The 24700-nt window shown below is 40.3% G+C and carries 21 protein-coding genes and 2 tRNA genes; 7 read left to right on the forward strand and 16 right to left on the reverse strand.

The genetic code is table 11. From position 1 onward, the window contains the following. Positions 1 to 213: 213 nt before the first annotated feature. Together QA601_00730 and QA601_00735 are read right to left on the reverse strand one after the other, a co-directional pair. Positions 214 to 783, reverse strand: coding sequence for a bifunctional nuclease family protein (locus tag QA601_00730; GenBank protein ID MDG5813592.1), 570 nt, complete (start codon positions 781 to 783; stop codon positions 214 to 216). Positions 784 to 910: 127 nt separating this feature from the next. Further along, positions 911 to 2203 (reverse strand): adenylosuccinate synthase, encoded by a 1293-nt coding sequence (locus QA601_00735; GenBank protein MDG5813593.1) that lies wholly within the window; start codon positions 2201 to 2203, stop codon positions 911 to 913. 121 nt (positions 2204 to 2324) lie between these two features. Between QA601_00735 and QA601_00740 the strand changes: the two genes are divergently transcribed. Next, complete coding sequence (locus tag QA601_00740) at positions 2325 to 4001, forward strand: DEAD/DEAH box helicase (protein ID MDG5813594.1); 1677 nt, start codon at positions 2325 to 2327, stop codon at positions 3999 to 4001. Here QA601_00740 and QA601_00745 read toward each other — a convergent pair. From QA601_00745 to QA601_00765, 5 genes are all read right to left on the reverse strand, one after another. Next, the gene (locus tag QA601_00745; protein MDG5813595.1) at positions 3998 to 4843 is read right to left on the reverse strand and encodes a DUF116 domain-containing protein; all 846 of its coding nucleotides are present in this window, start codon (positions 4841 to 4843) and stop codon (positions 3998 to 4000) included. The two genes, QA601_00740 and QA601_00745, sit on opposite strands and share 4 nt — an antisense overlap. Continuing rightward, on the reverse strand, positions 4843 to 5067 hold the full coding sequence (locus tag QA601_00750) for a NifU family protein (protein ID MDG5813596.1): 225 nt from the start codon (positions 5065 to 5067) through the stop codon (positions 4843 to 4845). The genes QA601_00745 and QA601_00750 overlap by 1 nt, the downstream gene beginning before the upstream one ends. A gap of 72 nt (positions 5068 to 5139) precedes the next feature. After that, positions 5140 to 7008, reverse strand: coding sequence for an ABC transporter ATP-binding protein (locus tag QA601_00755; protein ID MDG5813597.1), 1869 nt, complete (start codon positions 7006 to 7008; stop codon positions 5140 to 5142). Between the two features lie 62 nt (positions 7009 to 7070). Next, positions 7071 to 7793: a C4-type zinc ribbon domain-containing protein gene (locus tag QA601_00760; GenBank protein MDG5813598.1), complete on the reverse strand. Its 723-nt coding sequence runs from the start codon at positions 7791 to 7793 to the stop codon at positions 7071 to 7073. A gap of 161 nt (positions 7794 to 7954) precedes the next feature. Next, positions 7955 to 8028: transfer RNA gene (locus tag QA601_00765), tRNA-Ile, on the reverse strand. A gap of 122 nt (positions 8029 to 8150) precedes the next feature. Between QA601_00765 and QA601_00770 the strand changes: the two genes are divergently transcribed. Next, positions 8151 to 8372 carry a DUF1328 domain-containing protein gene (locus QA601_00770; protein MDG5813599.1) on the forward strand — a complete coding sequence of 74 codons (222 nt, stop codon included), beginning with the start codon at positions 8151 to 8153 and terminating at the stop codon, positions 8370 to 8372. A gap of 349 nt (positions 8373 to 8721) precedes the next feature. Here QA601_00770 and QA601_00775 read toward each other — a convergent pair whose 3' ends face one another. The 3 genes from QA601_00775 to QA601_00785 form a co-directional block, all read right to left on the reverse strand. Beyond that, positions 8722 to 8961, reverse strand: a complete 240-nt coding sequence (locus QA601_00775) for a PLDc N-terminal domain-containing protein (protein MDG5813600.1) — start codon at positions 8959 to 8961, stop codon at positions 8722 to 8724. A 4-nt stretch (positions 8962 to 8965) separates the two neighbouring features. Next, positions 8966 to 9496, reverse strand: coding sequence for a YIP1 family protein (locus QA601_00780; protein ID MDG5813601.1), 531 nt, complete (start codon positions 9494 to 9496; stop codon positions 8966 to 8968). Between the two features lie 117 nt (positions 9497 to 9613). Beyond that, positions 9614 to 10642 carry a DUF4380 domain-containing protein gene (locus QA601_00785; GenBank protein MDG5813602.1) on the reverse strand — a complete coding sequence of 343 codons (1029 nt, stop codon included), beginning with the start codon at positions 10640 to 10642 and terminating at the stop codon, positions 9614 to 9616. A 279-nt stretch (positions 10643 to 10921) separates the two neighbouring features. Between QA601_00785 and QA601_00790 the strand changes: the two genes are divergently transcribed. Further along, positions 10922 to 11110 carry a hypothetical protein gene (locus tag QA601_00790; GenBank protein MDG5813603.1) on the forward strand — a complete coding sequence of 63 codons (189 nt, stop codon included), beginning with the start codon at positions 10922 to 10924 and terminating at the stop codon, positions 11108 to 11110. Between the two features lie 73 nt (positions 11111 to 11183). Here QA601_00790 and QA601_00795 read toward each other — a convergent pair whose 3' ends face one another. The 6 genes from QA601_00795 to QA601_00820 all read right to left on the reverse strand — a co-directional run bounded on the left by QA601_00795 (position 11184) and on the right by QA601_00820 (position 18506). Continuing rightward, positions 11184 to 12281, reverse strand: a complete 1098-nt coding sequence (locus QA601_00795) for a PilT/PilU family type 4a pilus ATPase (protein ID MDG5813604.1) — start codon at positions 12279 to 12281, stop codon at positions 11184 to 11186. After that, complete coding sequence (locus QA601_00800) at positions 12278 to 13354, reverse strand: aminopeptidase P family protein (protein MDG5813605.1); 1077 nt, start codon at positions 13352 to 13354, stop codon at positions 12278 to 12280. The genes QA601_00795 and QA601_00800 overlap by 4 nt, the downstream gene beginning before the upstream one ends. Positions 13355 to 13368: 14 nt before the next feature. Beyond that, positions 13369 to 17088, reverse strand: a complete 3720-nt coding sequence (locus tag QA601_00805) for a tetratricopeptide repeat protein (GenBank protein ID MDG5813606.1) — start codon at positions 17086 to 17088, stop codon at positions 13369 to 13371. A gap of 168 nt (positions 17089 to 17256) precedes the next feature. After that, positions 17257 to 17733: an adenylyltransferase/cytidyltransferase family protein gene (locus QA601_00810; GenBank protein ID MDG5813607.1), complete on the reverse strand. Its 477-nt coding sequence runs from the start codon at positions 17731 to 17733 to the stop codon at positions 17257 to 17259. A 286-nt stretch (positions 17734 to 18019) separates the two neighbouring features. After that, entirely contained in the window at positions 18020 to 18298 is a 279-nt protein-coding gene (locus QA601_00815) for a helix-turn-helix domain-containing protein (GenBank protein MDG5813608.1), read from the reverse strand. A gap of 131 nt (positions 18299 to 18429) precedes the next feature. Beyond that, positions 18430 to 18506 (reverse strand) — tRNA-Arg (locus tag QA601_00820). 284 nt (positions 18507 to 18790) lie between these two features. Here QA601_00820 and QA601_00825 point away from each other — a divergent pair. From QA601_00825 to QA601_00840, 4 genes are read left to right on the forward strand one after another with little or no spacing between them, the layout of a single operon-like run. Beyond that, the gene (locus QA601_00825) at positions 18791 to 19057 is read left to right on the forward strand and encodes a MerR family transcriptional regulator (protein ID MDG5813609.1); all 267 of its coding nucleotides are present in this window, start codon (positions 18791 to 18793) and stop codon (positions 19055 to 19057) included. After that, positions 19041 to 20120 (forward strand): hypothetical protein, encoded by a 1080-nt coding sequence (locus QA601_00830; protein MDG5813610.1) that lies wholly within the window; start codon positions 19041 to 19043, stop codon positions 20118 to 20120. Before QA601_00825 ends, QA601_00830 begins: the two co-directional genes overlap by 17 nt. 4 nt (positions 20121 to 20124) lie before the next feature. After that, positions 20125 to 21273, forward strand: a complete 1149-nt coding sequence (locus tag QA601_00835) for a hypothetical protein (GenBank protein MDG5813611.1) — start codon at positions 20125 to 20127, stop codon at positions 21271 to 21273. A 35-nt stretch (positions 21274 to 21308) separates the two neighbouring features. Beyond that, positions 21309 to 24698, forward strand: coding sequence for a tetratricopeptide repeat protein (locus tag QA601_00840; GenBank protein MDG5813612.1), 3390 nt, complete (start codon positions 21309 to 21311; stop codon positions 24696 to 24698). Positions 24699 to 24700 lie beyond the last annotated feature (2 nt).

A 24700-nucleotide genomic window follows, 5' to 3' on the forward strand; every position in this document is an offset into this window, starting at 1 on the left:
AAATGAAACCTGACCTTGAAAATTACACCACTTTAGCCTGCCAGCTGCTACAGCGCACACTGGCAAATTTAAAAATCAATTAATGAAAATACATTTTTTCAGGCTCTGGTATGAGGAAAAAAGGAGCTAAAGTGATCTTCGGTTGTTTTCACATCCCCCTCACTCATACACGTGTTCAAAGCTTAAACAACATGTAAGAGCGAGGGTGGAGCGTTAATTAGAACGTGTTAGTTTCTGAATCTGATCCCGTACTTTGGCAGCCTCTTCATATTTCTCCTCATCTATAGCTCTTTTTAGCTGGCGCTGGAGAGTCTCAAGAGGTGTAATATTTGCAAGCTCCTCTTCAATCTGGGCCTCTGACTGCTCCTCCATCTGAGTCTCATCAGGTATTATAATTCCGGCTTCTTCCATCACTTTATCTGATACATAGATTGGTGAGGAGAACCGTAGTGCCATCGCAATGGCATCACTGGGCCGGGAATCTACTTCGATAGTTTCACCATTGTTTTCAATGATAAGCTTGGCATAGAACGTCTCATCAACCAAATCACATATTTCTGTTTTAATTAACTTAGATCCCGTTTTCTCAAGGATGTTTTTGGTCAGATCATGGGTAAGTGGTCTTGGAAATGAAACCTGATTAAGCTGAATTGCTATGGACTGCGCCTCAAGCTGTCCAATAGAGATCGGCAAGGTTCTGCTATCGGAAGAACCCTTAAGCAGGATCACAAACTCTTTACCCATGTTTACCAGAAATGTGTTTGCAACTTCAACTAAAATCATTTGAAAGTAACTCCTTAAGAGTGTAGATTACATGCACTTACTTTTCCATAAGGATGTGCCTTCAATTAATACTACGACTGTTATCCTGCAGATATTGAACTCCAAACAGGTTTCTGTAGTACCATTTTTACTGAAGAGGCTCCACCTCTATAGTTTCATTTCTATCGGGCCCGATAGAAATAATTAGTGCCGGTACATCGTAGCAAAGTTGTTGTAACCTTCTTACGTATGCTTTTGCGTTGTCCGGGAGATCATCAAAGGACTTACAGCCCCCAAGCTCACATCTCCAACCCGGCATCGATTCATAAACTGGGATAACATTTTCAATGTCGCGGGAATAGGAGGGGAACTGTTGGCATTTTGTACCGTTGATCTCATAATGGGTACAGATTTTAATTTCATCAAAATCGTTTAATACATCCAGTTTGGTGAGCGCTATACGGGTTATTCCGTTTATCTGGATTGATTTTCTTACCATTACACTATCAAACCACCCACAGCGCCTTGGGCGTCCTGTTGTGGAACCAAACTCCCCACCGGCGACTCTTAATTTTTCACCATTTTCACAATTTAACTCTGTAGGGAAGGGACCATTTCCTACGCGTGTGGTATAACTTTTCACTATTCCGATAACGTGATCTATTGCACCGGGGCCAATTCCTGAGCCGGAGCAGGCGCTTCCTGAAATAGTGTTTGACGATGTGACAAAAGGATAGGTGCCGTGGTCGAGGTCTAAAAAAGCTCCCTGCGCACCTTCAAACAGGAGTGCTTTTTTTTGCCGGTATGCTTCAAAAATAAGGTGAGAGGTGTCGGCAATGAACGGAAGCATTCTGTCTCTGATTACTTTGAATTCTTTGAGCGTAGTGTTGAGATCGATATCCAGGGTGCCGTTATAAATCTGTTCAATAATCTGCTTCTTGTTTTCGAAGTTCTTACTGAATTTTTCACAAAAATAATCCCAATCGTGTAGGTCACCTACCCGTAACCCGGTTCTGGAAGCCTTATCTGCATAGGCCGGACCGATACCGCGGCAGGTTGTACCGATTTTTGATTTCCCCATACTGGATTCTACAGCCTGATCCTGTGCTTTGTGGTAGGGGAGCACCAAATGGGCAAGATCTGATACATAAAGGCGGTTTTCGACACTTAATCCACCAGTTTTAAGCTCGTCTATCTCCAGGAGAAACTGCTGGGCATCAAAGACGACGCCGTTGGCCACAACGCAAACTTTATTTGGATTGATAATACCTGAGGGGACCATATGGAAGACAAATTTTTTTCCTTCAGCGATAACAGTGTGGCCTGCATTGGCACCACCCTGAAATCGGATTATTACATCCGAGCGCTCGGTGAGGTAATCTATTACTTTGGCTTTTCCTTCATCACCCCATTGGGTTCCGACTATTACTGCATTTGGCATGATTTTACCCTAAAACATAGTTTGAACAAATTGTTTGCGAAACTTTTTAAATTAACTCAAGTCTCAATGATAGTCAATCAGATACCGTTTATTATTTTGTGTGTCTATGAAAGAGAGCTCTATGTTTAATCCACAGAACCCACTTATTATTCAAAGCAACAGTACGATTCTACTGGAGGTGAATAATCCCCTCTTTGTAGACGCACGAAACGCTATAAGCCAGTTCGCTCATCTGGATAAGAGTCCGGAGTATATTCATACCTATACCATAACAGCACTTTCGCTTTGGAATGCTGCTGCACTGGGACTCACATCAGATGAGGTGCTCAAACGCCTTGAAGCCTATTCAAAATACCCTCTGCCTCAGAATGTCGCTCAAGATATTTCTGAATTAATGGGGCGTTTTGGTAAAATTACCCTTGAGAGTGTTTCTGAGGGGTTGGCTATCTGCTCACAGGATACCCAGATGCTGCAAAATCTCTGCAAGCATCCGATGGTAAAACCTCTGCTGGGGAAAGCACATAACCAAAACAGCTTTCTCGTGCCGGCTCAAAACCGTGGCTTGCTTAAGCAGGTGCTTATAAGCATCGGCTACCCGGCCCACGATAAAGCTGGCTATGTTGATGGTGATCCATTTCCCATAGATCTGCGGAGTGAGACTAAAGGTGGAGAGCCGTTTAATGTACGTACCTATCAGCATCAGGCCGCCGAAAATTTTATCGGTAATAAAGAGTCGCCCGGTGGAAGCGGGGTGGTGGTGCTTCCCTGTGGTGCCGGAAAAACCATCGTGGGCATTTTGGCCATGAGTCTTCTGAAACGAAGAACTCTTATATTGGTCACCAATGTTACAGCTGCTCGTCAGTGGCGACGGGAAATACTCGATAAAACAACTATCGACGAAAAAGATATCGGTGAATACAGCGGAGAGTTAAAAGAGATCAAGCCGGTAACGTTAGCCACCTATCAAATTCTTACCTATCGCAGAAAGAAAAGCGACATTTTCGTTCATTATGACATCTTTAACTCTGAAAACTGGGGGTTGATCCTGTATGATGAGGTGCATCTGTTACCCGCACCCATATTTAAATTTACCGCCGACATTCAGGCAAGGAGGCGCTTAGGGCTTACTGCAACTCTTATAAGGGAGGATGGGCATGAAAACGATGTTTTTACACTCATCGGGCCCAAGAAATTTGATATGCCCTGGAAAGATCTCGAGAAGCAGGGCTGGATTGCATGTGCAACATGTGTGGAGATCAGAATTGATCTGCCTGCAGCTGAAAAGATGCGTTTTCTCTCACTTACTCCAAAGCAGCAAATTAGACTCGCCTACGAAAACCCCAACAAACTCGATGTAATAGAGGAGTTGATTGAAACACATAAAGAAGACCAGGTGCTTATAATCGGTCAGTATATCTCACAGCTGGAGCAGGTTGCTACTCGTTTCAACACGGCAATAATCACCGGTGCTACTCCAAACAAAAAAAGAGAAGAGCTGTTCAACGCGTTTCGCGCAGGGGAGATAAAGGTACTTGTTCTTTCAAAAGTAGGAAACTTTGCAATTGATCTGCCCGATGCGAATATCGCGATTCAGATATCTGGCTCTTTTGGGTCCAGACAGGAGGAGGCTCAAAGGCTGGGACGAATTCTAAGGCCTAAGAAAAAAGGTGAGCAGGCAACCTTCTACTCGATTGTAACCCGTGAATCAAAGGAGTTGGATTTTGCAATGAACAGACAACTTTTTCTAACCGAACAGGGCTACTCTTATGAAATTCAATACAGGGAGAGCGATAATTAAGTGCTGGCAGAAGGTTTGTGAGAAGCCTTCTGTGTACTTTCAAAAAACTTGACCGCCTCTTCAACCAAAGACATATCAACGCAGGTGTTATGGCAGGGACCATAAGGCCTGTCATTGATCACTCCGTATACAGGAATAGGGTAGGCATCTAGAATACCAAGTGTCAGATCTCTTTCGCATGCTACAGCTATAATACCGTCAGGCCTGAATTGAACTATTCTGCGCCTTGCAAGAGTGCCGCCGTTTACGACTTCAATTTTTATACCGTGTTTTTGCCCCAGCTCAACAAGACTGCCCACATGGCACCGAGCGCAGTTTATACAATTATTTATATCGTTGGTGATTTTTCTGTTACAAACATCAATCTGAAGACAATGAGGCAGCAAAATAAGAACGCGTTCTCCTCTGATCCGTTTTGACTGTGCCAGCGTAAGGGCGTTGTTTACCTTAACAAAAGATACTCTCAGTGTGTTGCGGTTGACTCTGAGCATCTCTCCGATAAAAATGGCTATGGGAAAAAGAAGTCTTACTGTTACAGACTTTTTTCTATGGGGATACAGAAGGTCAATACCACTGAGAGCAGTAATGGTAATAAGGCTCAGTCCGCCTGAAGGGATAAGAAACATAAGAGAAAAGAGTGCGATCGTTACGGAATTTAAGACAGGGTTAATTGTCTGCAGGCGCGGCTGAATAAGGTATAGAATCAAAAACAGGACCGCTGCATACGTGATAAGCGATGCCCAGCAAAATCCCAGAAAAGGCAGCTTTCTCCAGGCTCTGCGCCAGGCAGACTCGTTACCAATTGCCTGGCGATTTAGAATAGCAGTTTGATTTTGTTCCATTATTGAACGTTTTCAACCCCTTTGACTTCAGGAATTTTTTTGATAAGGTATCGTTCTACTCCCATTTTTAGGGTCATAGCAGCACCCGGACATCCTGCACAAGCGCCCTTGAGTCGTACTTTTACAATCCCTTCTTCAGTAACATCCACTAATTCAATGTCTCCACCATCGGCCTGTAGATTTGGACGAATCTCTTCAATTACTTCCTGAACCCTTTCTTTCATCTCAGATCCCTTCATTCAAAGTTTTAAAGACTTAGGCAATAAAATAATTACTTTTTTTTACTCCAAACAGAATTAACTGATATTTTCTGCAGCCTTAGGGTCATCTGTTTTTGATCGGTCGGCGAACTGGATATCATAGAGGTATCGGTAGCGCCCATCTAAGCCCAGTAGTTCTTTGTGAGTACCACTTTCAACAATCTTGCCATTATCGAGTACAAGAATGCGGTCAGCATGTTGAATTGTAGAGAGACGGTGAGCAACGACAAGAGCAGTCCTGTGTTGCATAAGGTTATTTATTGCAGATTGTACCAGACGCTCAGATTCGGTATCCAGGGCCGAGGTTGCTTCATCAAGAATAAGGATGTCGGGGTTTTTCAAAAGGGCTCTTGCGATTGAGAGCCTTTGACGCTGTCCACCGGAAAGCATTACTCCACGTTCACCGATAATAGTATCCATACCCTTTGGAAGCTTTTCGATGAAATCCATTGCATTAGCGGCTTTGGCTGCATTTAATACCTCTTCATCGGCAGCATCAGGTAAACCGTAGGCAATGTTGTTAAAAATTGTATCGTTAAACAGAACTGTTTCCTGGGATACAATGCCAAAAAGTTCTCTTAACATGGAGAGGTCGAAATCCCTTATATCTTTTCCGTCTATGGAAATTGAGCCTCCGGTGACATCATAAAAACGTGGTAACAGATCAAGAATCGTTGTTTTACCACTTCCACTTGATCCAACGAGTGCAATTATGGAGTTCTTTTTCATACAAAAGTTAATATTGTAGAGTACCTGTTCTTCACTGCCCGGATAGGTAAAGTCAACATTTTTGAAGCAGATTTCATTGTTAAAGGAGATCTGTTTGTCTTCGGTAACGGTTCCTACTGCTTCTGTATCTTTATCCAGAACAGTAAAAACTCTTTGTGCAGCCGCAAAACCCTTTTGTAAGACATTGTTAACTTTGCTGAGAGCTTTAAGGGGCGTAAAGGTAGAAAACAGGAAAATCAGGAATCGTACAAAGTCGTCTGCCCCAAAGTCGCCGCCGGTTAAAACCTGACTTCCGCCATACCATAGCAGAATGACTACTACTACCACCCCAAGAACTTCAGTAAGTGGGCTTGAGATGGCACTTATATATACTGAACGCATTGAGTGATGAACGTAGCGACTGTTCTTGTCAATGAATTTTTGTGATTCTTTGTTGTGCATATTAAACATTTTAACGGCACGAACTCCGTGGACTGTTTCGTTGAGTATAGAGACCAGTCCCGACATTTGTTCAAGAACCCGCTTGCTTCTTCTTCGAACAGCCTTGCCGATGTAGGCAATAGTAAAACCAAGGATTGGAAAGATGATAAAAACTGCCAGTGTAAGGCGAACGTTAATAATGAAAAGGGCAGAGATAAAGAAAATAACTCGTATCGGTTCAATGAAAAGTTTGTCAAAAGTGCCGGTCATAGAGGCATTGATACTTGCGATGTCGTTGAGTGTAAGGGATATTATGTCACCGGATTTAGACCGGTCGTAATAGGTAACCGGAAGTTTTAGGGCATGAGTATAGAGTTCATTTTGCATGTCACGCACGACAAATAGATTCAGGCGTGACATAACAATGGTTTTTAGATAGAGAAAGATGTTTTTGAATAGAAAAGAAGCAGCCATTATGGCGCAAACAAGTTTTAAAGAGTCGAGCGGGTTGTTTTGCTGAATTAATCGGTGGGTATAATATTTTAAGATCTCATTTAAATTGGCGAGATTAAAATCAGGCCTGGTCATCGCCGATTCTTCTGGATTAAAAAGTGTCTCTACCAGTGATGCACTGAACCATAACGATAAGGCTTCAGATGCAACGACTAAAAGGGAGAGAAGCATGGAGCATGCAATAAAAATTCGGTACCTCCAGAGGTACCGAAACATCCTGTTGTATAACCTGGTACTTTTCATGCTACTGTTTTTCCGGGGTGATTCACTCTATACTTTAAGGTAGAGAGTAAATAGGGGGTGTTTTATTCTTTCTCTCTGTAATCCCATATCAAAATAGAGCCACAGCTTTCGCAAAGAATTATCTTGTGCCCTTTTTTGATTTCGTTATAAAGCTGCGGTTCGAGTATTTTAAAACAAACTGTGCAGTTCTTGGACTCAGCAATTAAGCTCAGTGCTTTTCCGGTTTTGCGCTTTTTTCGAATATTGTCATACACCCTGAGAACCTGTTTTGAAATCTTAGGCTCAATTTCTTCTCTCTCTTTGGTGATTTCAGCAATAACGGAATCTATTGCATCAATTTTACTTTGAAGCTCTTGTATTTTGGGTAAATTTTCACCTTTAATCGTTTCCAGCTCTTGTTGCGTTTCATTTACCGCAGCATTTAAAACCTCGATTTCCTCTGTAAGGTTGGCTTTTTTTGCTTCAGCATTTGAAACGCTGTTTTTCTGCGATTCGATTTGTGAATGAATGGCATCGTACTCACGGTTGGTTTTGATAAAGCTCAATCTTTCCTGGCTTTGTTCCAGCGCACTTTGGGCTTCCTTGATTTGCTGGTCGATTTCATCGAACTGTGCCTTGGCTTTATTTAGACGCTCCTGAGCAGAGTTATACGCCTCTTCTGCTCTGGTGATACCGCTTTTTAATTCTGAAACTGCTACAGGAAACTGCTCCTGGCCCATCTCCTGTTCCTTGATACGTAGATCAATTTCCTGCAACTGTATTAAATGCTTCAATTCCTCGTTCATAAAACCTCCGTGATATAGGGAAGTTGCAACCGCTGCTGAATAAAAAAAGCACTCCCAACAGGAAGTGCTTTTTTTATAATTTCAATATTTAGTTAAAAACTGTAGATGTCTGCGAACCAAGAACGGTTGCAAGGGACCCCCCCAAAGCTTTTGAAATTTTATGGGCCCACTAGGACTCGAACCTAGGACAAACGGATTATGAGTCCGCTACTCTAACCAACTGAGTTATGGGCCCTTGAAGTTTAAATATAATACAATCCACTTTTAAGAGCAATAAAGATATTGATTGTCGGGAATGTTTTTTGCATCTCAGTATCTAAAAGATGTGAAAGGGATAAGAATTTTAAAGAGATAAATATGCTTTTATGGCTGGTGATCTTTTTGCTGCTGGCAGCATTGGCTGCACTATTTGGTTTCACGGAAATAGCGGTCTCTTTTGCTCAGATCTCAAGAGCCCTCTTTTTTCTATTCATACTCTTATTAATTACCCTTTTGCTCGTAGCTCTGTTTTCTGCACCAGTAGCAGAGGATGGGCCAGGTACCAGTAACAAAACGGTACTTTTAGCTAAAATAAGATAAATGGTTATTTTCTTAAGCCTAACCAGAGTATATTTTTTTAAATCTGATTTTTTATTACTGTAGACCTACAACATCTGTATGGTGTTGTATCAAATTAAACTCAAGGAGTATGTATGGGTAGAGGAGATCGTAGATCACGTAAGGGGAAAATTTTTCGTAAAAGTTTTGGAAAGACCCGCCCCAGAAAAGAAAAAAATGAGCAGCAATCAAATAAGACTATTTCTCAGTCATAGTACTTTGCTGAAATGGTTACATCAGAGGCGATTCAGAGCAGTTCATTGAACTTTCTGAGTTCTGCCTCTATAATAAACGAGCAAAAAGAGTGCTTGCATATCAAAAATGATTGTTGCTAAAGAAAATCTTTTCTCCCCTCAAGTTGCACCCGCCCAAAAAAGAAGTACACCAATGGCCCGATAATGTTTATCAGTGAAATGAGCCTCCACCATAGTTTTCGACCTCTGATCTGAAAGGGCGATCTTTTGGTTATACTAATTTGGGCAAGTAGTAAAAGAGAAAGTTGCGCAGTTATCAGCAGGGCAATAGGTGTGCTATGTTTTTTAATTTCCCCTTTAGAGATAACTGATTTCATAAAGTTACTCCATGACTTGAGGTTCTAGTAGTAGAAAAAGGGAACCAAACACAAAAATTTGTAGTATCCAACCCACAAGTACTACCAGTACTGCTCGTAAGGTGCTGGTGTAATCAAGCGCCTGGCGGACTGCAATTACCATTGCCACAAGCATCCATAGAGATGCAATGAAAAAAACAGGGTCCCTGATTTCTGGAATAATTCCTAAAATACGAATAATTCCAGGGGAACTTGAGAAACCTATAGTTCTAAGCAGTTGCCCGTAGTCTGCTTCTGTTTGGGATTGAGGGAAAACTTTTGCGCCTAAGAGATAGGTGATTAATGCCCAGAGAAACCATCCTACCAAAGCTCCAAATGTAGTGCTAATTAACTCTATAGAGGTGATTTCGGCTACAGAACCTATTCCTGCTGCAATATTTGAGGCCACGATCACTATAATAGCCTGGCTTAATGAACTACGGTCAGCTTCTACTTCTTCATAAAGGTTTGGGTCCAGCCTTGCCGCACGAATAATTCTTGAAACAAAAAGATTCAAAACATTTACCTGGTGTTTGGGGTGGTATTTTTTTCTCTAATTAGTGCAAATAGTATGCCTTTGAACGTGAAGCCTTCTGATAACCTGAAGAAATAAGTCCTTAACCACCAAAGCCATCTAAGAAAAAACGGAGGGCATGGCAGGGGAATCACTCAGGCTCAGGGATGAAGTATAACACTGGTGTTTTTGTGTACTAGTGTTTAAATGGGAAATGTAAGGGGCATGACTGTCACTTGTTTGTGAATACTCTGAGAGTTGCCAGATCTGGGACGTTTCCATGGTTTCGCCTGGCTGAAGAGTTACATAGGGAGTATGGTATTCAAGCTCATTGAGCGCCTCACTTCTGGAGTGAGTGGTGTAGTTATACAATTCAACAAGTGAGTGTTCGGGATGTATAAGAGATTCAGGGTGTGGTTTAAAATGAATTATTAAAGATTGCGATTGGTTGAATGCAGCCATAAACCCTTTATCAGCAGGAATAAACGCTTTTGTCCACCTGCACTTTTTCTCCTTTTTCGGAGAAAGGGGGTCAAGGCAATAGAAACCCTGAGTGTGGGAAAAGTCACTCTTTTGTTCAAGCCTGCTGTTTGTGGCACAAAGGGTTCTTACTTTAGTGGGGTTATTTACAGGGACATAACATCTGGCAAACCCATCGAGCCGGGTATTGAGCCAAAGGTCCCATGATACAGCTTCATTTCTTATATTTTTCGCTCTTACCTTGAAAATTACCCTGTCCAGTTCATCAATATAAATGCTTTTAAGAAGCTGAACACCGCTGAATTCACTTTCCGGGCCCAGCATGAGAAGGTAGCGGTTAGTAATCTCAAGTATTTGGTAGTTACCATAGCACAGATAGGGGTCTGGTGGCCACTGAGCTTTTCTTCTAAGTCTTCTGGGGCTTTTGTCTTGTTGTGTCCACCAGCCGCTTTGAGGGCCCAGCCACACAATATGCCCGTTATAGGCTCTCCATCTGGCTTCAGGGGAAAAGGTTTTTTTGATCTTTGGGGGACTGTTCCATAAAGAGCTGTCTGCTTTTAAGATATTATTCATGCCTGCCAGTCTCAGTAATACTACCCGTCCCCCAAGATCAGCAAGAACTCCAACTTCCACATTCCCTGAAGAGAGTTTGATTAGCCTTTCAGCCATGAATTTCCCCTATAAGTGCAAGAAACCTGTTTAGAATAGCACAATATAGAAAATCGAGCGGTTTAGGGCAATACAAAAGCGTTGATATAGTAGGCCCGTTGTGAGATCAAATACAGAAATGTATTTAAATAGGGGACAATATGAGGGGCTAATGATTCGAAATATCAGTTAAATCGGCAGATGGTTTAAAAAAATCTGGGTGAAGTGTGAGGTTGGCATAGTAATTGTTTGTTTATATGGGTGAACGCTAATTATGACTTCGCCTGAAAGGAGAGAAAAATGAGGAGAAACGATGCTCCCGGGCGCATAAAGAAGGAAAAAAGAGTAGAAGAACAGAGAAAAAGGGCCATCCCTTTTCTTCGGGGCAGACCAGAACGGGAAACAGCAATAGGAGCAGATGACATTACAAATTTGGTGATAGCTCTGTATGCAAGTAAGTCCTTAGAGGAGTTCTTAAGGAAAACTTAAAGAGAGCGAGCGGTGAATGATCTGCCTAAAAAAGACCATTCACCGCTGGTTTCGCTCCCCCCTCAGCCCCTCGCTAGGTCATCCATCGTCTATCTGATGTCCCTTGTACCCCTTGTATCTGAAGTTCAAAATCATCGGGATTGCTTGCGTTTTGCTTTGCGGTTTCAAGGGTTATATGTTCATCCTGGTAAAGATGTAAAAGCGCCTGGTCAAATGATTGTGAACCGTAGGTAGTGTAGCCATCGCAGATCGCTGGCAAAATCATATGGTTCATTTCAGGCTTTTGGATATACTCTGCTATTGATGCATTGTTTATGAGAACTTCTGCTGCCGGAACACGTCCTGCCTTCTCTTTTTGGGGCAGCAGTCTTAAGGATACAACCCCAACAAGCACACTTGAGAGCACAAGTCGGATCTGGTCATGTTGATGTGGTGGGAAAAAGGATACTATACGGCTGATCGTTTCAACCGTATTCATTGTATGCAGGGTGCTTAATACCAGGTGGCCGGTGTCTGCTGCACTAAGAGCAGTCTCCATTGTTTCCTGATCTCTTATTTCTCCTATGAGCAAAATGTCGGGATCTTGTCTGAATGAGGCTCTAATCCCTTCGGCAAAATTGGCCGCATCAGTACCGATCTCTCGCTGGGCGATGATACTTCTTTTGTCCCTGTACAGAAACTCAATCGGGTCTTCAATAGTGATAATGTTAACAGAGGAAACTTCGTTGATATGGTTAATCATGGAAGCCAGAAGTGTGGATTTACCACTACCGGTCGTTCCGGTTACCAATATTAAACCCCGCTTTCTCATCGCCAGATCCAAAATGACCTCGGGTAAGGTTAATTCAGAGAACTGTGGCACAGTAGTTTTTATTGAACGGATAGCCATAGAGGCGGTACCTCTTTGTCTGAATGCGTTCACTCTGAATCTTCCAATACCTTTGATTCCAAGGGCAAAATCCAGCTCATTGGTGAGCTGAAAAGTATTGTATTTGTCGGCAGAAAGAACGGATTTAAGCATCTGCTCCATGTCGTCAGGAAGGATAGGGTCCATAGATGCTCTGAAAAGATTACCGTTCACTCTGTATACCGGAGCTGTCCCACACCGTAAGTGAAGGTCAGATGCTTCACGGTCAACCATAATTTTTAGCAGCGCGTTTAAGTTTATCATAGTCCCAACTCTATAAGCTTTCGAGGTGAATGAGTGAGAAGTTTTGAACCATTATTAACCACAACAACCATATCTTCAATACGTACCCCCCCCACTTCTTCTAAATATATTCCTGGTTCAATGGTAATGACACTATTTTCTGAAAGAACCGATTCATTTTCTGCTTTAATTCGTGGCTTTTCATGAATCCTTAGCCCCAAACCATGGCCAGTGGCATGGCCAAAAGCGCTTCCATATCCAGCCTCTTTAATGTGGTCGCGGGCTGCAGCATCTACAGCTTTGCACTCGGTTCCAGCCTTTACAGCTTCCCGTGCCTTTGCCTGAGCCTGGTAAACAACCGAATAAATCTTTTGCTGTTGATCATCTGCTTTGCCTGCCACAATTGCTCTGCTCATATCGGAACAGAAATTCTCTACAGTACAGCCAAAATCAAAAAGAATCAGATCGTTTGGGGCTAAACGACTCTTACCTGGTCTTCCGTGAGGCAGCGCTGTACGCTTGCCAAACAGAACAATAGTATCAAATGAGGGCTTTTCTGAGCCAAATTCACTACACAAACTATCAAGAGACTTTGCAAGCTCTATCTCGGTCATTCCCAGTCTGATTTTTGGTAAAACAGCTTCAAAGGCCCTGTCTCCTATTTGGGCTGCTTTCTGCATACTGCTTATCTCTTCAGGAAACTTAGTAACCGAAATAGTAAGCAGGTGCTCTGAAATGCTGACAAACCGAACCCCTTCGCAGGCCTTTTTAAGCTCTCTGTAATGGTCCATTGTAAGAACATTTGTCTGTATTCCGGCTACCGATCCCTTTTTTAAGTACTGTGAGAGAAATCGATAATTTTTATCTTTTATTTCTATGAATTCATAAAGGGGGTTATGCGCACAAAACTCCTGTGCAACACTTCTGTAACGAAAATCGGTGAAAAGATAACCTTTTTCCTGAGAAAGTAGCAAAGTAGCATTAGATGATCGAAAACCAGATATATACTCTATGTCGGTATTGTCGGTGATAAGTGCGTGGGATAAATTATCCCCGCTCATTAGTGCTCTCAGTTGCGATACTCTTGAATTCATAGAACTTACCTTTTTCAGGTGGATCGTTTTTTGGTCTTTTTAAGATTACGTTTATTTATCCTTACACCTGCAAGGGGACGAGTATCCTTAGTGGTTTTTCGTTTCTTTGCGGGTCTTTTCTTTTTCGTTTGTTTGGACAGATGACCTTCTATCGACAATGTTTCGTTTTTTTTTTGACTTTCAATCCCTTCTTCAGCCTGCCCCTGTTCAATGAGCTGTTTAACCTGCTTTGCCTTTGCGGTAAGCGATTCATTATCGGGGTCTTTTTCGATCAAACGATTATAAATGTGGTATGCTACCTTAGGTTGCCCCTGTTTAAGATAAATGTCAGCTAATGTTGGAGTCAGCACATGGTCTGGAATCGAGAATGGTTGATCTATCGATTGATTCTCCTCGGCGAATTGAGAGTAAGTTTCAATTGAATCCGTTTCTGTTTCGGTGCTGTTGGATGAATCCTCCGATATACTGTTTGCTTTTGCCCTATTTTTTTCAGCTGACTCTTCTGTTTTGCTTACTGTGTTTTTATTTATTTGGTTATCAGATTCTTTCGGTGGCTTAAGGTCATCAGCTATCGTCTCTTCAGTTTGAAATTCATCGGTATCGATCTGGTCTGAAACGGTGTTATCTTCCATTTGAGGCAGATCAGGCTCAGCAGTTTGCTCACTGTTATCGCCATTGTGCTCAGGTTGCGGCAGATCGCTTATGGTGTCTTGCTCACTGGTGATAGCGCCAGGATCTTGTGATGATTTACGATCATCCTCCAGCACCTCTTCAGTTTGAAATTCATCGGTATCGATCTGGTCTGAAAGGGTGCTATCTTCCATTTGAGGCAGATCAGGCTCCTCAGTTTGCTCACTGTTATCGCCATTGTACTCAGGTTGCGGCAGATCGCTTCTGGTGTCTTGCTCACTGGTGATAGCGCCAGGATCTTGTGATGATTTACGATCATCCTCCAGCATCTCTTCAGTTTGAAATTCATCGGTATCGATCTGGTCTGAAAGGGTGCTATCTTCCATTTGAGGCAGATCAGGCTCCTCAGTTTGCTCACTGTTATCGCCATTGTGCTCAGGTTGTGGCAGATCGCTTCTGGTGTCTTGCTCACTGGTAATAGCGCCAGGATCTTGTGATGATTTAGGATCATCCTCCAGCATCTCTTCAGTTTGAAATTCATCGGTATCGATCTGGTCTGAAAGGGTGCTATCTTCCATTTGAGGCAGATCAGGCTCCTCAGTTTGCTCACTGTTGTCGCCATTGTGCTCAGGTTGCGGCAGATCGCTTATGGTGTCTTGCTCACTGGTGATAGCGCCAGAATCTTGCGGTGGTTCATAGTTGCTGCCAATTATCTCTCTTGCCTCATCTTCAGTTTTACTGATAGGGTCTAAATCTGCTGGTTGGTTTGATACTTCACTTTCTGGTACGTAATGTATTGTATCCTGTTCATTGTCGTTTGACTGACTTCTCTGCTCAGGTGAAGGAACTGTATCAGAAAAAATTTCTTCAATTTTTCCCTTCACCTCTAAATCTTCATCTGTATCTTCTGTAGCCGGGGGGAGGGTACCAGACTCTGATAAGTCTTCATCAACAAACGCAAGCGTATCATCATTACTGTCATTCAGACTTGAATCACTGAAGTCATTACCATTTTGATTACTATCATCCAAATCTTCGAAAACGACGTCTTCATCATCGGTGATGCTGTCCACTGCAGGGGCAGGTTCACTACTTTGGGAGGCATTATCACTGCTGCGATCAAGTCCTTTGAGGTGTTGATCAATTACTTCACGGTCAAGCTGAATGGTCTCTTCCATATTGAGCTCCGGATCGAACATAGCGGGTTCGTTATCTTCATCCTGATCGCTAAAAGAGACTTCCGATTCAGATTCGTTTTGATCTTCCCGAATTAAATAAGCGGTGTCTAAAAAATTGGGGTCATCCTCTGTGCTTTGCTGTTCAAAATAAGTCGTTTCTTCATGATTGAAAGCATCGTTAGGCTCGTTTTCGTGACGGATCTCGTTATCATACTTTTCGGGAGTTTTTTCTCCCTTTTCCTGACCAAATAAGTTATCAATTTTTTCAGCGATATCATCACCGGATATACTTTTGGTTTCATCATCTGGACTGCTTTTAGTATCCTGGAACTGCTCAGATGTTTCTACCTCTCCACTTTCATCGTTACCTTGTGTTTGGTTTTCAAACATCTGATCGATTTTTTCTGAAACATCATTTCCGGAAATCGCTTGTTGCCCCTGGTCCTCAGAATTAGAGTCGTTGGCCAGCAGCTCATTTAAGTTCTGATCATCAGAAGTATCGGGAGTTTGTTTTTCCTGCTCAAACATCTGATCGATTTTTTCTGAAACATCATTTCCGGAAATCGCTTGTTGCTCCTGGTCCTCAGAATTAGAGTCATCGGCCAGCAGCTCATTTAAGTTCTGATCATCTGAAGTATCGGGAGTTTGTTTTTCCTGCTCAAACATCTGGTCTATTTTTTCTGAAACATCATTTCCGGAAATCGCTTGTTGCTCCTGGTCCTCAAATTTAGAGTCATCAGACACCAGCTCATTTAAGTTCTGATCATCGGAAGTATCGGGAGTTTGATTTTCCTGCTCAAACATCTGGTCTATTTTTTCTGAAACATCATTTCCGGATATCGCTTGTTGCTCCTGGTCCTCAGAATTAGAGTCATCGGCCAGCAGCTCGTTTAAGTTCTGATCATCTGAAGTATCCGGAGTTTGATTTTCCTGCTCAAACATCTGATCGATTTTTTCTGAAACATCACTTCCGGAAATTGCCTGTTGCCCCTGGTCCTCAGAGCTAGAATCATCAGTCAGCAGCTCGTTTAAGTTCTGATCATCTGAAGTATCCGGAGTTTGATTTTCCTGCTCAAACATCTGATCGATTTTTTCTGAAACATCATTTCCGGATATCGCTTGTTGCTCCTGGTCCTCAGAATTAGAGTCATCGGCCAGCAGCTCGTTTAAGTTCTGATCATCTGAAGCATTCGGAGTTTGATTTTCCTGCTCAAACATCTGGTCGATCTTTTCGGATACATCTTCACCAACTATCTCGTCACTCTCTGCAATTTCGAATTGGTCTGCTTGAGTATCCGGTTGGGTATGAGGTTGGGTATGAGGTTGGGTAGCCTGGTTCAGGTCCAATGTGGTAGCATCAAATGCAGAGTCACTTCCAGCTGAATCATCAGCAATAGGGTTAGGAATATCAATTTCAGATTCAACACTTTGTACATTGGAAGAGAGAACAGAAAGTTCTTCTGAAGACTGAGCGTTAGGTTTAAGTCCAAGAATATCAAACAGATCAGTTCTGCCTGTGGGCTTGTATTTAAAGCATAAAAGATTTATAGATTCATTGTCAGGATCGAGGTTGTGTAGAAGCCAGTAGAGGTCGCCTGCATTTTCTTTCATGTCCTGTTGCACATAAATGTCTGCTAACATTTTAATTGCAATTAGGTTTTTAGGATCTAAGATGCAGGCTTTTTGAAATTCCTGAAGGGCACTATTGTAGTTTCCCTGCTCGAGGTAGCATCTACCAAGGATTATTCTCCCGGTAACATATTCTGGATGAGCTTTTAACCCCTCAATACTCACTTCAATAGCGCGTTCGATTTCACCATTTTTTCTATATACATCTGCAAGCTGTGAAAATAGGCGTGAATTAGGGTTGTCCCTGAACTTCTGTTCCAGGGATTCTGTTGTTATCTCCTGAGACTGAACAGCCATCAATAGCCTCCATTAACCTGACCATATACTCTGAAGGGGCAAAATCATTCAGAGTAGTTTAAAAACGAATTTAGTAGTTCTCGAATATTCGAGTATTTAGTTATACTGTATTCTATATATAATGAAGCTTACTATGGTGCTGTAGAAAGATCAACAGCACTAAGCGATTCATAAACGAATTTTTTTGATAAGAGACGAAGTCGAGCACTCATCAACGAAAGAAACAATTCTTACCTGGCCGCCATTATTCTCTACCGTTTCCCTCTCGAGAATATCTTGTGAATAATCCCCGCCCTTAACATGTATGTCTGGTTTAATAATGTCCAGGAATGTGCGTGGGTCATCTTCCCTGAAAATAAAAGCAATATCGACCATTTTTAAAGATGCAATTAAAAATACCCGTTCCTCTTCGTCCTGAACAGGTCTTGAAGGACCTTTGAGTGTTTTTATTACATCATTGCAGTTGATGCCGACCAGAAGTAGGTCGCCCAAATCAGCAGCCTCATAGAGATACTTTACATGTCCTGCATGAACGAGATCAAAACAGCCGTTTGTAGTGACTATTTTTTTACCCGAGTCGCGAAAAGGTTTAAGATATTCTGCAATCTTGAAGTAATCTGCAAATATTAAAGGCTTTCTTTGCATCTTTTTGGTTTTTTCTTTTCAGGGTTTTTCTCTTTTTACTGTAGAAATATACCATCTGGGCACTTGCAGATCTAAATTTGTGTTGGGAAGTAAAATAAAAAGTAGTAATTTTTGCGAGAAAAAAGCAACGGGGATAAAAAAAAAGACAATACACATGTCAGCGAATTTCAAATTTGGCCAGCGTCTGGTGCATGCTGGCCAAAATTGAAATGCATAACCTGTAGCAGAAAAATGTACCTGTGCTTCTGAACTTTTTGAACTGAACTTACTTTAAAAAAGATGAAGTTCAGGACTTTGAGTTAGATGCATTGGAAATGATTCTATATGTTTGAGAAACCGACAGCTTAATTTTTTGGGCAATTTTTGTACCCGGCATACCCTCATTATACAACTTGAGGATTTCCTGGTTGCGGCTATCATACTTGTCCTCAACTGGTCCAATGTCATACTTCTTACGCATCTGGTGAACAGCCTGCCTGGTTATACCGAAAAGCTCTCCAATGGCTTTATCGGTTTTATACTTTTTTTGCAGCTTAATTAGCTGTGCTTTGCTAATTTTACGCACGTTTAGTAACCTCTTTCAGAAAGGTTGAAGTAATACTTATTATGTAAATATATCAAGTGCAACAAGACAATTACAACTTTTTATCATTTTTTTTTATGGAGTCATGTGATAAGGTGATTTAGGGGGCAAAATGGCACGGCCAAAGGGAGTCGAACCCCTAACCTTCTGATCCGTAGTCAGATGCTCTATCCAATTGAGCTATGGCCGCACAATTTTTTTTCCAGATAACCAATATAAATAATATTCGGTATCAAAGTCAAATTCGGTGTAATAATTATTCTGCTAGTATGAAGAATGGTTTTGGAAGCCCTGTTCTGGGTTTAGGCTAAAACAGGTTGACATATTTATAAACAGGTGTATAATCAAAGAAATGGGGTTGTGTGTTGGGTTAGTGGTCAGTGGTGTAGATAAGACAAAATTTGCAGTAACAGTTCTTTAGGGTATAGATTCTTTTGCGAAAAGATCAGGTGATTGAAACAACCAGGAGGAGAGATGAGGATTAAAAGCTGTTATCTAACCACTGGTCAGGTAGCAAGTCGTTTGAGGGTTTCAGTTTCAACGCTTAAAAGGTGGCTTGAAGTGCATGATTTGGCAATAGCTGAAAAACGAAACGCCAACGGTTGGCGACTTTTTTCGGAACTAGATGTGGAAAGGTTACGGCAACTTAAGCGGGAACTAAGAAAAAAGGGGCGGCGGTTTAGTGAAGCGACCCTTTTACCTGTTGAGTCCTTGGAAAAAAAAGATGGGCCTTCTAAATAAAAGACATATAATGGTTGTCATGATTTTGTTATTCTCTACGATATCTGCAGTGGGGCAGGGTACGGTTAAAAGAGGAAGGAATGAAGGTACAGCAAACATTCCAGCATCAAATGTACTTGGTAGTGGCAACGTAAATGTCTATACATCTTTTATCGGGGATCTGGTTTCAGAGGGTGTTAGTTCAAATGTTTCAGCAGGAGCATCGATAGGTGTTGCAGAGATGTTACAGCTTTCCTTCTCAGCTTCACTGGCTGACTTATCAAGAATTGGGCCGTTCGAGTCTACTTTACAAGTTACTTTGCCGGGTAATGATAGGTTTAAAATCTTTGGGACGGCACTTCTTCTCCAACTTTTTCTGTCTACAGAAGCAGATACTTTGGGAGAATCAGCGCGAGCTGATAAACCCGATTTCCACTCGTTTATAAGACCGGCGGTGATTTTTGATCTGGATTGGTTTGCTTTAAACAAATCGTTACCATTAAAAAACTACCTTATGTTTTCGTTTGTAGAAAATCAAAATATTCTTCATTTATATAACCAGGCTGTTATCAGTGCTGGTATTGAATGGAAAGGCTATAAAAACAGCTTTTTTGTTGACGGTAGATACAGTATATATAAAGAACGACGTATAAGAGGCTTTCATGGTGATAGGGGGTATAAACAAAGTCTGCTATGGATTGAGCCTGGGTGTAGGTTAAGAATAGCAAAAAATCTAAGAATTACAGTATCGGCCAGGTTACTATTAAGAGAAAATTTGAAACAAGAAACTTTGATACCTGTTACTTATAATAGGCTTGCAGTAGAAGTTGAAATTCCTCTTTTATTCAGAAAAACAAATACTGAAACTATTAGGAGTTTGATCTTTAAGGAAAAGCGGAAGAAAGAAAAGGAAAATGAAGTAGAAAAAATTTTAAAAGAGCAACAACACATTGAAGCTATGCTTCGGGATATTGTTATTGATTTACCAAAAGAAGATGACCATGAGGGTGAGATCCGCAAAAAGAGAAAAGAAATAATGCTAAAAATGGAAGAAATCAAAGAGAAGCTTCAAATTTTGGATTAGAAATATGGGAAAAAAAATTCATTACCATAAGAGTGTATTTCAAGGTGCTGCCATTTTTATAATGTTTTTTATTTGGTCGCATTGCTATGGACAGCCAGGAAGTGTAAGGGATAGAGGTGAATCCTATCTGGGGTGTCGCACATCAAATACCACAAGTTTTGGGGATATATGGCTCTCTTTTGGAGGGGTAGGCCATGTATGGGACAAGCACCCATCACTATTAGACAGTGTATCAAAAGACCAACTGAAGTGGTATTCAAACGCAAGATTCTTTCCTGAGTTCAGAGTACATGCCGGGCTGTTTAGTTTTGGTATGATAACGATTGAATCAAGGCCGGTTTCCTGGTCTTTGGAACCAGGCTGGGTATCGGGTGAACTGAAATTAACAATGCCCCAAAATGATCACCTCCGATTTGTTGGAATTGGTTATTCATTACGATATGCCCATCATTTCTGGGATGGCCCTCCCACAATAGGAGGGTACCGCGGATTTACACCAGAAGGATATATAACAGAAGGTGGAAGAATTGAAAACCGATTGCTTTTGGAATTAGATTTTCTCGCACACAAAGGGCGTTTGCCTATTAGATTTATTACTAATTTAGGGCTGAGGGTGCCAACGGATCGGGAGTTATGGTCATCTTCTCAACTGTTACTAGATGTGGGCGTAGTGTACAATGCTCATGCATATGATCTCTTTTTTCAGTATTCGCTTGAAGCGTTCAGGAATTTTCTTGAGCCCAAAGTATTTACTATGAATGATTCGCAAAAACACAGTAAACGGTGGCTTGTTTATTTTACAGAAAATATGAGCTACTTGTCCTTAGGTGGAAACGTAAGATTTCCAAAAGGTTCAATGTTTTCCATATCTATACCAATGCTTCTTAGTGTAAACCAGCAATCAAGTATAAGTATTCATCATCAGGAACTACTTGACAGAAAAAGTGGTGCTTTTCCTGATGAAGAAAAACGTGGAATAAGAGATCCCTTTGATCCATGGTTTGTGAAATGGAAGATTGTAACAACCGTTACTGTTCCGATCAGATTTAAAAGTAGTAATTCTGAATTAATCAGAAGTCATTTGTTATATCAAAACAGAAATAAACCGAACCGTATAAATTTTGATGAATTCATACGAGAACTAAATAAATAGCTGCTAGTAAAAGAGTTCTGTTTGGTGAGGAAAGAATGATAAAAATAAGAAATGAGCAACTGGCGTTAAAAAGTATCATTGTTTTAGCGCTTATTATGTTCTCGTTCACGTTCACAACGGTGGCTTATAGTGAGAATAGAGATAAATTCTTTTCAAACGAATTGATGGTAAGCAGAATGTTTGCTCATTATAATAAAGCAGACCAATTTGAAAAAAGCGTTGAAATGTTACAAGTAATCGTCGATGATATACAGTTGATAATAGATGCATATCCAAAAATTTTGGAAAGAGATGAAAGAATTCGCTTGGATGAAACGATAGCGATGGCAAAAAATAAGTTAAGGCAAAAAGAAAATAGTGTCAAAATAATTAGAAACGACATAGCCGAAGATTTAAAAATACTTCGGACGACAATCGTATCAAGGGTAAGTGAAACTAAATTAAAAGCCATTTTGGAAAAAAGTAATCATAAAAGAGTTGAAGAATTATTCAAGATAGAAAGAATGTTTCACAAACTCTGGATGGATCTTAAGGGGCAAATAGATAATCTTGGTATGAGTGCTGCAGGTTTTGATACGTCTAAGATAGAAATATTGGAGCCAACATCCACTGTAACATTTTACAAATATGGGATAAAAGAATTATCAATAAAATTAAGTCGCATTAAAGAAGGTATCATTAATAATGGCTCTGATGAAAAAGTAGGTAAGATGTATGACACGGAAGTGGTAAATCTTACTCATTATCTTGAAAAAAGTAAATATACGGCAGCTAAAATTAAAATCAAGGAGATAAATAATAGTTATAAAATAAGTGAAGAAAAAATAGATAGAATGCATATTAAACTACTGTATAAAACTGGGAAAAAATCAGATGCTTTGTTGGAACTTGAATCATTTAGAGCTGGCCCTTTTAAAAGACTTTATACTATAAAATGCCAGTACGCTTTGGGGCATTATGAGAAGGTATGGGACCAGGAATTAGAATCAGAAATAGATAATATCAATGCTGAGGAACTTAATGAAGTAATTTATCTAATGATTGAAAGTGGAATAAAGCTTGGGTATAAATCGCCAAGATTTGCACACCTTGCATCACTTGTAGATAAAGACGCTTCTTATTCTTTGCATGTGATGCATGCGTTAGGGCGATACTATTTGAATAGCAATGATATTATTATGGCAAAAGATGTCATGTATAATGCTATAAACAGTAGCAAAAAGGATCTGATAGATAATAAAGCAGCAAAAAATATTCAAATAAATCTTGCAGAGCTCGCTTATGAAGCAGGGGAATACCAAAAAGCGTTAGGGATCTATTTTTCACTTCTTAGAAATCAGTATAATATTGATAGAATACTGTTTGGTATAGCCTGGTGTTATTATAAAATGGGGCATCGTGAACATGCTCAAAAAGTTTTTAGGCAGGTATTGAATCAAAAACCCGATTCCCACTATGCAGTCAATGCTGCCTTTTATATGGCTAAACACTTATATGGTAACGCTTTAGAAGAGTGGGATATGGTGCTGAGTATAAATGCAGAAGAACAGAGAATCACTAAGTTTATTAAAGATATTGAAATGAGAAAAGGTGATTTTGTCGGAACCGAACAAGAGAAAAAAATCATTGCAGCAACTGAAAAGTTGCTGCAGCTAAAATCAAAACTTAAAGAGCAAAAAAATTCAGGCGTTGTAGATACTATGTTTACTCATTCATTAAAGGTAATAGAATTTATTAATAGGCACTACTCGATTGGAGCATTTCAGCAAGCTTATTTAGATCTGGATGAAGTGTACCTGTTAAAAAAAATCGATTCTCTTGAAACTGTTATGAAAAAGAAAAACTCATACAGAAGTGAGGCGCTCAATTTTTATGGGGAAAACAAAAAGATCCAAGAAATTGTTAATCGGGCCAATGTTTTAAAAACGGATATATTGCTAAAAAAGCATAGATGGGAAATGGATTATATAGACTTGCAAAAAACAAAACATGCAAACAGTACCGGTAGTAGTGAAGATGAAGTAAAAATTAGTAATAACATTATAGATTCACTATTGCAATTAGAACATGAAAAAAGAGAAAAAGCTATATCTTCAATTGAAAAGCAGATTAATAAAGTTATAAATAGTGGTATAACTATGAACGATAAAGCTTATTTCAGATATCATTTGGGAGAAATGTACTATTCACGAAACAACATCCAGTACGAGATAGAATACGAAAAATACGAACAGGCTATGAAAATATATGAAGAACAACAAAATAGTAAGGATAGGGCTATAAATCCAGAAGACCATACTATACCACAAAAGCCCAAAATAAGTCACGAGCAAAGTATAAAAGAATTTAAAAAAGCCATTGAGATAAATGCTTGTGAGCAGGTATCTGCTGCTGCATCCTATAGTCTGGCATGGTGTTATAATGATCTTGATATGATTGATAGTGCCTATAAATACATGAAAAAAGTCGCTGAAAAATTTTACAATAGCCAGTATGCACCGCAAGCTTTGATGTATTGTGGGGAACATAGTTTTGATATTGGCAGGCTTGATGCAGCAGCACGCTACTACAGGGCTGTTTTAAACTATCATGAAAGTGAATGGTTTGATAAAGCACTTTATAAATTAGCATGGACACAGTACAGGTTAGCTTATCCTAAGCAGGCGATTAGTACATTTCTTGCGTTGGTTGATCTTGGAGATATGGAAAGTATGGAAGCTTTGCTTCAGAGTGAGGCTCTTGATTACGTTGCAATTAGTTTAAGTGAAATTGATATGGTTGGTGAATCAGGAGTCAGAAGAGCAGTAAATTTTGCAAAGAGAATGAAAAACCATAAAAGAGGCCATGAAATTCTCCACAGGCTTGCTAATGTCTATAGAGAACAAGGAAGATATGAACTATCCAACAAAACCTATACTGAAATATTGGAGCATTTTCCTGCATATCAGAAAAATCATATCATAAGAAAAGAACTGCTTGAAATAAAAAAGAGGAATTTAGAGTATAACGAGTCTGCTAAATTGATGATGAATTATTATGAGATGTATAATAGATATAGCACTTGGGCAAAGGAACAGAATGACATTGAAGTAGTAACAGAAGCAGACAGTATTGCCTCAGACATGTTATTTAACGCTGCTAATCAGTTTCATCATCTGGCGCTGCAAAATAATATGGAAATGCATTATAAAGAAGCATTAAAGGCATACAGAAGATACAATGAGAAGTATTCAAATAGTCGATTTTCAGATGAAAGCCACTATAACATTGCAGAAATTTACTTTTCTATTGGCGAGTATAAAAAAGCAGCTTTAGAGTATATTGAAGTTTCAAGACAAAAGACAAATTCTCAGTATAGCGAAACAGCTGCATGGAATGCAATAGTTGCATCGCAGAATTATCTAAGGGATTTAGAGGAGAAATAGAT

This window comes from Chitinispirillales bacterium ANBcel5, from assembly GCA_029688955.1.
In the GTDB taxonomy this organism is placed as follows: Bacteria; Fibrobacterota; Chitinivibrionia; order Chitinivibrionales; family Chitinispirillaceae; genus Cellulosispirillum; species Cellulosispirillum alkaliphilum.